The following is a 9,109-nucleotide window of genomic DNA, read 5'->3' on the forward strand; positions in this document are numbered from 1 at the left end:
ACCCATTTTATTGGTCACCAAGTCATTTAACCCTGGGGATTACCGAATAACCGCTATTAGGCTTTTTCAATGTATCTGCATTTGGCCCCATGCCGCGATTAGGATTCAAAATAGAGTAAGCAATCACGGGGGGGGGGGCATTTTCCGAGCTGGCTAAATCCATGACAGTTCAGCCAGGATATTTTTATTCGGTATCTGGGCCCACATTAATCGTTGATCTATGGTAAGGAAGAAAGGTGTGGTTTGGAGCGATTTGATTTGGGTTGCAATTCTATAAGAAAGGCGAAGGGATAAATTTCTCTATGATTAGAGCATTCAGAGGAAAGACACCACAGATCGCGGCCTCTGCATTTGTGGATGAAACAGCTGTCATCATTGGTGATGTGGAGATTGGTGAGTCAAGTAGTGTTTGGCCTGGTGCTGTTATTCGGGGCGACATGGGGAAAATACAGATTGGGAAAGAAACAATCATCGAAGATAATTGTGTTATTCACTCCGGGGAACCAGGGTCAAAAACCGGAGATGTCCGTATTGGAGATCGAGTCATCATTGGTCATGGTGCCGTTTTAAATTGCAAATCTGTGGGAAACTATGTCCTCATAGGGATGAACTCTACGGTGCTCCATAGTGCTGAAATTGGCAATTATTGTATTATCGGTGCGGCAACTTTGGTGGGAGACGGAAAGCTGATTCCGGACAATTCATTGGTTTTGGGAGTCCCCGGGAATATTAAGGGTCCCCCCTCAGAAAAGCAGATTTGGTGGATAAAACATGCATATGAAGACTACAAAGATTTGATTCAAGCCGCAAAAGAAGAATGAAGTGCCAAAGGGTGTTCCCCAATTACCAGAGTTGTTCGATCGTTGCTGTAAAGCTCACCCTTGCTGCTGTCTAAAACTAAAATCGCATGTTTTAGACAAATATGTTTGAACGTATCACCGGAACCATCCTGGCCGATAACATTTTATGGTCGGTAGCTACAGTGATTACCGAACATGTTTGGACTCGCTGCAACTACCTGTTTCGCTGGTATCAAGGTCCGCTTGTGGATTCAAACCTACCGTTTTTAAGCATTCATTCCGGCGCAATTGAACAGCTCGGCTAAATCATGATCCGCTCGACCTCATCGAGCGAAACCTGGTCGTTGCGCCGGTCGTAAAGGCCGGTTGTTCGCGCGGACTCATGATTTGCCATCTGCTGGGCCACCTCAAGCTTGCCGCCGTTGCGCAGATATTCGGTGATTCCCGTAGCTCGGAAACTGTGGCAGCCGATTTTGGTGCGCACGCCGGCGTCGCGGGCACGGCGACGGATCATGCGATAGACGTCGGCCTGGCGCATGGGCTTGTCCGAAAGCTCCCGCGAACGCCCGCGCGCCGTGCGGAAGAGGTAGCCCTTTGCGTCCGTAGCGATCCCAGCCCCATCCAGATAGGCGTCGAGGTAGTCTTCAAGATTATGGTGGCAGGGCATCTCGTGGCGCTTGCCCCCTTTTTCGTGCAAGCGCACCCAGGTGCGGCGGCCCTGCACGTAGACATCATCGACACGCATCTTGAGGACGGCGCCGACGCGTGCAAAGGTGTAAATCATGATCCCGATCAGCGCACGATCGCGCAGACCAAGGGGGGATGTTGTGTCGATGGCGTCAAGCAAGGCGCGGGCCTCGTCGGCCGTCAGCACCGGGGTCTTGCCTTTCTTGGCCACATGCGACGGTCCCTTGACCGCGCTGGCCGGGTTTTGGGGCACCACTTGGCTGACGACCAGCCAGTCGAACAACATCCGGATCGCGGCCAGCTGAAGCTTGACCGAGGGCGCCGCGATTTTGGATTGCAACCCCTCGATGTAGGCCGCCACGTGCACCGGGCGCACCTGGCCCAGCTCACGGATGCCATGCGCGGCGCACCAGTCGGCGAAAGCGCCGCCCGCTTTCGCATAGGCCTTGCGTGTGTTCGCATTCCGGATGCGTGCGGTGAAAAATTCGACGACCCGTTCGGCGGTCTTTTCGTCTGGGGCAAACAGCGCCGGCAGCGCTCCGTCGATCCGCTTTCCGATGACCATCACGCCTTGTTCCATCTTCCCCCCTGTCCGGCAATATAATGAATGATAACGTCCTTTATCATACATAAAAAATTTTAAAAATGGTAACTGCAGAAACCCATTTTTTACGAGTTCATCAATTTTTCGACGCACTCTTTTCCGGACGGCAATGACATGGCCCGTTGGTATATTCCTATGGTGGGTTATGTACCTTTGTTTAAGGGACCCAATCTTACGGTTTTAAGAATGTTTCAGATAATTACGGGAGAATTGTTTGCCAAACTTCAGACTTACTTTTATGCTGACCCTGTGGATTCAGTGTTTAAGGCACCTGGTGGGGAATGATACAGTCACCGAACAAGTATGACATTCTTGAAAGCAGATGACGGCATGAGTGAAATTGAAAAGCAAAATCCTATTTCTGACTACGCTAAACTTCTTGCTGAGGTTAAGTCGCGCGTCCAATCGGCGCAGTATGCCGCACTGAAAGCGGTCAATACTGAACTGGTGAGGCTTTACTGGGATATCGGGCGGGTGATCGTGGAACGGCAGGCCGGAGAGACCTGGGGCAAGGCGATTGTCCAACAGCTGGCTGGAGATTTACAGCAAGAATTCCCTGGCGTTGGCGGCTTTTCGGCATCCAACCTCTGGCGCATGAAAGCTTTTTTTGAGACGTATCAAGGGGTTGAAAAACTCGCACTGCTGGTGCGAGAAATCGGCTGGAGCCATAACATCGTCATTATGGAGCGGTGTTCCGACCCTCTGGAGCGTGAATTCTACATCCGCATGACCCGCAAGTTCGGCTGGTCAAAGAACGTGCTTGTCCACCAGATCGATAACCAGAGCTACGAAAAATCCCTACTCGGCCAGACCAATTTCGATCAGGCACTGGCACCGGAGTTTCGCGCCCAGGCCAAGTTGGCAGTGAAAGACGAATATACATTCGATTTTCTGGAGTTGGGGGAAGAACACAGCGAAAGGGAGTTGGAACGGGCGCTGATCGCCAGAATCGAAGATTTCCTGCGAGCCATGGGAGGCATGTTTGCCTTTATGGGTAGCCAATACCGTCTGGAGGTGGATCAAAAGGAATATTTTATCGATTTGTTGCTTTTTCACCGACGTTTGCGCTGTTTGGTGGCTCTCGAATTAAAAATTGGCGAATTCCAGCCGGAATTTGTCGGTAAGATGCAGTTTTATCTGACCGCTCTGGACCGGCAAGTACGACAAGATGATGAGAAGCCGTCTATCGGCATCATCCTCTGTAAGGAAAAGAGTCGTACTATCGTCGAGTATGCCTTGCACGATGCTCGCAAGCCAATCGGCGTAGCGACCTATGAGATCACCAAAACCCTGCCCAAGGAATTAAGAGGACAGCTTCCCCAACCGGAGGAAATTTCAGCGTTGCTGGAAGGGATTGAAGAATGAGGTACAATCTCTGAAGCCTGGTTGGAACAAGAATTCAAAGTTTTTAAATCCCGTTATCGGTAATCGGGATGATGCTGTAAAAGGATTGTAGACTGTCGCTTCAGATAGGCCAGAAACATACGGATTGTTATTTGAAACCTGTAGTTTTTATGTTGAAGTTCTATTTTAGAGAAACTTTTCCAGTTGTTTTTTGACAAACATTCCACCCAAATTAATGAAGATCACTTTATCAACTATTTTTTATTATTAGCGGATATTTTAAGTGATTTATTTCAAGTAAAATAAGGTTGCCATATTGATGGTAACGCCCGTAGATCACCTTCTAAGCAAAAATATAGTCATAATTATTAAAAAAAGCATATTTTTACAAAATGCTATAACGAGCATAAACAAAAAGAATTTAAACTATGTCATTCTCATAATTTTCTTTTAATTTTTTTTGCTTTCTTTTTTTATAATATTGTATTATTTTCCCCTTGTCTCTGTACTTTTCAATAATTTTTCCTCTGACTATCTTCTTTTCACCTTTTGCTTTTACTAATAAATCACCAATCAAATTCAAAAAAAACTTATCAGTTTCCTTGTCATTTGATCTAAAAAAATAATAGGAAACTATTTTGAATAAAATCATATCAAATATATATGATTGTTTAGATTCTTTAATAAGGATGTTTAAAAAATTCTGATAATCGGGTCCTTTTAAATCTGAATATATGAAAACAGAGGTAAATAGTTCCATATCACACCTGTTTTCATTTCTTAAGTCTTTTCTAATTTTATCTCTGATAACTGCATTTAATTTTTGAGTACCAATTAAAGTAAACAATGCCATTTGATTTAATAGTGGTATAAAATCTTTTGAAATAAATAAATTTTCATCAGTATTTTCCTTGTCTTTATTATTTTCAAAATATCTTTCAAGATAATATTTATAAAGACTTGCAAATGCCAATGAACATCGAATTATTTGATTATATGATTCATCTTTTAGGCCAGGTAACTTTGTTTCTTCTGTGTTCTTTAATATTTTCGCAGCGAGAGACCAATGTATTTCAAGCCGGCGAATTGGGCTGATTTCATGTCTTTTATACTTAATACCTTTTTCTGGTTTGATTGTTTCTAAAAATTTGTCAGTGACTTCTTCAATTTCTTTTTCATTTGGTCTTTTTTCAGGTAGCTCGTTAATAATATCATTAGAAATAGATTTAATGATCGGCTTTTGACCCATAAAAGCTTCATCAAATGAATATTCGCAATCATCAATTAATGCCAGTATTTCTTTAAATTCATTGTTCATTCTTTCAACAATAATTTTTAGGATATCTGATTGGTCCCTTTTTATTCCAGTGAAGTAATCAATTTCATTGATAAAGAATAAAAAGTTATCTTCGTGTATTACATACTCTAAAAAAGTCGATTCATATTCCATATATTTCATAAGGAAATACTGGAAAAAACATGTAAATCTAAATCTTACATATGTTTCAGAGTTTTCAACTTCGATTATAAGTATTCCTATTGTAAGAAAATGTTTTAAAACCCCGTCTGATAAAAAATCAAATCTCAAATTCTTTAAATAATCATAAATGAAATTTATTAATTCATGATATGGAATTCTGTAGTTAGGAAGTTCTTTATCTAACATCTCCTTGGCAATTTCAGATAATAGGCGCTGTTTATTAGTATAATCAAATTGATCAGAATAAATTTCCTTTTTTGATTGTTTTTTGAAAAGACGTTCTATAAAATTCTCCAACATTACAGCTTGATTTATCGGTCGATAATTTTCTTGCTGTTCAATTATCCATAGAAACATCGAGATGGCCAATGGAGTTCTGGGCAAATTTAGGGTGCTAAATAGTTCTATAATTTTTTCAAACTTTACTGGAGATTCAAAGGCCTCATTATTGGAAAACCACAACCGTATAAGTTGTTTAATTTCTTTTGTTTTGAAGCTTTGAATCCTAATTGTCTTAAAGGATTTGTAAAAATCAAATGAAAGATGGCTTATAGGTATTGCACCGTCAACAATTTGGTTACTGGTAGCAATAATCTGTGTTGATGGGCAATCTTTAGTGACTTTCATTAGTTTGTTTAAATCTATTCTATCTGATTCATTAAAACTAATATTATCTATTAGCAACACAACTTTATGGTCCTTTAGAAATTCATGAACTGAATGGATAGATATATGCAAAAAACGGCTGATAATTGTTTCTATTTTTTTACCAGACATGACTTGAAAATCATAACACACTGGTATTTTTTTGTACTTATATAAATCCTTAGTTAATTCCAGAAAAAATTTATCTAATAAAATAGTTTTTCCAGACTCTTTTGTGCCATAGATAATTATATTTTCATCGCTCGCTAATATTTGTTCAATTGTATAATATTCATCTTCTTCTCGTTCTTCTGAATTAATTCTAACAGATAATTTTGGATGAACAAATAAATCATCAATCCTCTTTGGAGCTTTTGTATCTGTGTTATAGCTAAGCAGATGTTCATTGATCGAATCGAAATATACATCTACCAAAATAGTAACTATCTGTGTTTCTTCATATATCCTTGTAAGTTGATAAGGGTTTGGAATTAAAAAGGCTGCAATTCCATTATCATCTCCTAATGATACATCAGGACCAAACTTTTCCTTTTTATGATAATATTTACGATTGCGTACTTCTATTCTACCATTAAAAACGTCGTAATCAATTACTGAGTAGCCATTATAATAATTTTCATCAGTGTTTCTTATGTTAAATGTCCAATTTGATGGTGCAACTGAAACAAATAAACCTCCATAGTAATTGGTATTAACCCAAGAATCACCCTGGTGACTATGGCCAGTGAATACAAGATTGTAATCTCTCTGAAATATTTCTCTTATAGACTTAAAATCAAAATCCGCAAGCCATTCTATAGGATGATGCAAAATTGCAATTTTTAAGTCACAATCCTCTATAATTTTTCTTGAATCTAATAGTTGTCTTTCACCTAATAGTATTTTTCCTCTATCAGATCGGCTATCATAACATCGCCAACAAGTATTTAAACATGAGATCCCAATATTTAGCGTATTTATGTTTGTTTTGAATACAGATTGATAATTTGTAATAGAATGTTCATAGGGATATTTATTATGAAAAACCTTTTCAAACTCTTTATACTTTAATATCCTTTTAATCCCACCATCTTTTTTCGATTCAATAAAAGAATTAACCTCTTCGGTGCAATTCAGCATTGCGCAAAGGCCATCTTCCTCGTATTTTTCATCTTCACTTCTTACAATGTCATGGTTTCCTGGGCAAAATAAAAATCTATCACTTCCTAAATTTAAACATTCCAAAATTGGTTTTATTATTTTCTCTTCAAAGGTTAGAAATGCTAAATCTGCCGAATTTTCGAAACTTTCTCCACCCTTATCTATCAAATCTCCGGAGAATACAATCAAGTCTATCTGTTTAACTGAATGAATTTCTTCTAAATCTTTAATTAATGCTCTTATAGTAAAATTCTCAGCATCAAACAAATTATCGCTCGATAGATGAAAATCTGATAAATGTGCTATTCTTAACATCACAAATCCCTTCAATTTTGACCAATAGTATTCGGAGAATTGAAGCAAAAAGTATTAAGTAATCTTAAATTAACATTATAAAATCAACACAATTTTTTAAAGAAAATCAAGAGATTTTAATTTAACTATTGAATAGTTTTTTACAAAGATATTCTTGTTTGACGCATAGAACCCAAAATAAAGATGGCTGATAATCACAAATTTACTGTGAGCTTTGATACAGATAGACTGGCATCACAATAGCCTACAAAAATTGGCATCCTCGTCTATCGATAATGCCCTCTACAGGCTCAACCCTTTCGACGTCATAATATTAACTATTTGATAAAAGTTAATATTGGTTGAATCCGCGCCAGGTGCCGTCAATCGTGGATTTGCGGCGATTTGGCGGCATAGCTTGGATTTGCTTGTTGATTTTAATATTAACTATATGGTATAAAACAGCAATAAAATAAATATTTGGAGGTCCCATGCAGCTTTCCATTTTTCCGGAGGAGATTGACACTGCGAACCTGGTCGCCCAGCGAGAGGGCAGAGACGTATTTTACCGAATCTGGATCGAGGCGCACGGCCGAGACGGCTTCCTGGTGTTCAAGGAGTCCGGGGTCAACGGGTCGGTCCGGGACCGGCGCACCTGGTCGTTCACCGATCGCGCCAATGCCGAGAAGTTCATGAACAGTAAGGTCAAGGCCAAGACCAATCCGGACCGCAAGTCCCCGCGCAAATACACCCGTTGCCGAACCGCCGGGCAAAACCCCGGCGGGAACCTGCCACATTGAGGACCTACAACCCCAACCAGAACCACCCTCAAAAAGGCCGGCGGATCACCGTGGCGCCGATCCGCCGGCTTAAGGACATCCAGGCCATCAAGAAAATGCTTGAATCCACGCCCCGAGACTATTTGCTTTTTGTCCTGGGGATCAACAACGGGTTGAGGGTAGGGGACTTGCTCACGCTCACCGTTGGTGATCTGCGCCACCTGAAGCCGGGGGAGGAGATCGCCATCATCGAGGGCAAGACCGGCAAGCGCAACATCCTCATGGTCAACAAGGCCACCCACAAGGCCCTGCGGGCTTACTTGGCGGCGACGGATCCCGATGACGCGACCCGTTGTTCCCGAGCCGCAAGACCGGGCGGCCGATCACGATCCAGGCGGTCAACGCCTTGGTTAAGAAATGGGCACACGCCATCAACCTGAAGGGGAATTACGGGGCGCACACCTTGCGGAAGACGTTCGGGTACATTCAGCGGGTTGAATTTGCGGTGGGGTTCGAGGTCCTATCCAAGCGCTATAACCACGCAAGCCCGGCCGTTACCATGCGCTACCTGGGGATTACCGACAAAGAAGTCAATCGGGTCCTCTTGAATGAAATCTGATGAAAAGGCGCCATGAATAAAATGACTATTTTGGTAACGCACATACTCCATACCTCGGTGGAAGCTCTTCGCATTAAGGATGTATAACCCCTTCCCATTTCGGGGACCTGCTTTCGTTCGCTATGAGCGATCTACACCAATTAAAGGGGAACGATGGAGGGTATACATTGCGGAAAATGGTTGAGTGCATTCATCGTGTTGCTTTACAGTTGGCTTCAAGGTACTGGCCAGTAGTTGCAATCATGCAAGCCCGGCTGACACCATCTGCTATCTGGGGATTACCGATAATGAGGTATGTTCTGGGCGTTAAGACTGTTTGAGGAAGCTTAGCGTGCAGTTTTTCCCGTTTCGTGATCAGACCCCTAATAGGCAAAACCATGCAAAAGAAACCAACCGTCAACCACAATCCCCAAAATAAGATAACGCCTGATGATTGCCGACCACTATCTATTTCGGCAGCACCGAATGCATTGGCGGAACGGATTAAGGAGCTGAATTGCCTTTACGGTATTTCAAACCTGTTGGAGAACCAGGATGTGTCTCTATCATGGATCATGCAGCGTGCCGTCGAACTCATCCCCGCGGCCTGGCAATATCCAGATTATGCATGTGCCCGCATCAGAATCGATGGCAAGGCATACAAGTCCACCAATTTCAAGGCGACACGCTGGCACCAGAATGCGAAAATCATTTTAA

General features: G+C 41.9%; 7 protein-coding genes and 1 pseudogene. 6 read left to right on the plus strand and 2 right to left on the minus strand.

Annotated features, from left to right (window positions below; translation table 11 throughout):
* The first annotated feature begins 263 nt into the window (after positions 1 to 263).
* On the plus strand, positions 264 to 821 hold the full coding sequence (locus JCM12296_RS15085) for a gamma carbonic anhydrase family protein (RefSeq protein WP_157067635.1): 558 nt from the start codon (positions 264 to 266) through the stop codon (positions 819 to 821).
* A 280-nt stretch (positions 822 to 1,101) separates the two neighbouring features.
* Here JCM12296_RS15085 and JCM12296_RS15090 read toward each other — a convergent pair whose 3' ends face one another.
* Complete coding sequence (locus JCM12296_RS15090) at positions 1,102 to 2,067, minus strand: tyrosine-type recombinase/integrase (protein WP_054694630.1); 966 nt, start codon at positions 2,065 to 2,067, stop codon at positions 1,102 to 1,104.
* A 354-nt stretch (positions 2,068 to 2,421) separates the two neighbouring features.
* On the opposite strand from JCM12296_RS15090, the gene JCM12296_RS15095 reads away from it, so the two are divergent.
* Entirely contained in the window at positions 2,422 to 3,456 is a 1,035-nt protein-coding gene (locus tag JCM12296_RS15095; protein ID WP_054694649.1) for a PDDEXK nuclease domain-containing protein, read from the plus strand.
* A 400-nt stretch (positions 3,457 to 3,856) separates the two neighbouring features.
* On the opposite strand, the gene JCM12296_RS15100 is transcribed toward JCM12296_RS15095, so the two are convergent.
* Positions 3,857 to 7,036, minus strand: a complete 3,180-nt coding sequence (locus JCM12296_RS15100) for a metallophosphoesterase (protein ID WP_054694633.1) — start codon at positions 7,034 to 7,036, stop codon at positions 3,857 to 3,859.
* A 470-nt stretch (positions 7,037 to 7,506) separates the two neighbouring features.
* On the opposite strand from JCM12296_RS15100, the gene JCM12296_RS15105 reads away from it, so the two are divergent.
* From JCM12296_RS15105 to JCM12296_RS41965, 4 genes and pseudogenes are all read left to right on the plus strand, one after another.
* A complete protein-coding gene (locus tag JCM12296_RS15105; protein ID WP_054694636.1) occupies positions 7,507 to 7,815 on the plus strand; it encodes a hypothetical protein in 309 nt (102 codons plus the stop codon).
* The gene (locus JCM12296_RS15110) at positions 7,812 to 8,234 is read left to right on the plus strand and encodes a tyrosine-type recombinase/integrase (RefSeq protein WP_306304029.1); all 423 of its coding nucleotides are present in this window, start codon (positions 7,812 to 7,814) and stop codon (positions 8,232 to 8,234) included. Before JCM12296_RS15105 ends, JCM12296_RS15110 begins: the two co-directional genes overlap by 4 nt.
* The gene (locus tag JCM12296_RS49060; protein WP_306304030.1) at positions 8,201 to 8,413 is read left to right on the plus strand and encodes a site-specific integrase; all 213 of its coding nucleotides are present in this window, start codon (positions 8,201 to 8,203) and stop codon (positions 8,411 to 8,413) included. The genes JCM12296_RS15110 and JCM12296_RS49060 overlap by 34 nt, the downstream gene beginning before the upstream one ends.
* Positions 8,414 to 8,790: 377 nt before the next feature.
* Positions 8,791 to 9,109 (plus strand): annotated as a pseudogene (locus tag JCM12296_RS41965) (hypothetical protein); the annotation flags it as partial.

The sequence above is a fragment of the Desulfosarcina cetonica JCM 12296 genome, assembly GCF_001311845.1.
GTDB classification, from domain to species: Bacteria; Desulfobacterota; Desulfobacteria; order Desulfobacterales; family Desulfosarcinaceae; genus Desulfosarcina; species Desulfosarcina cetonica.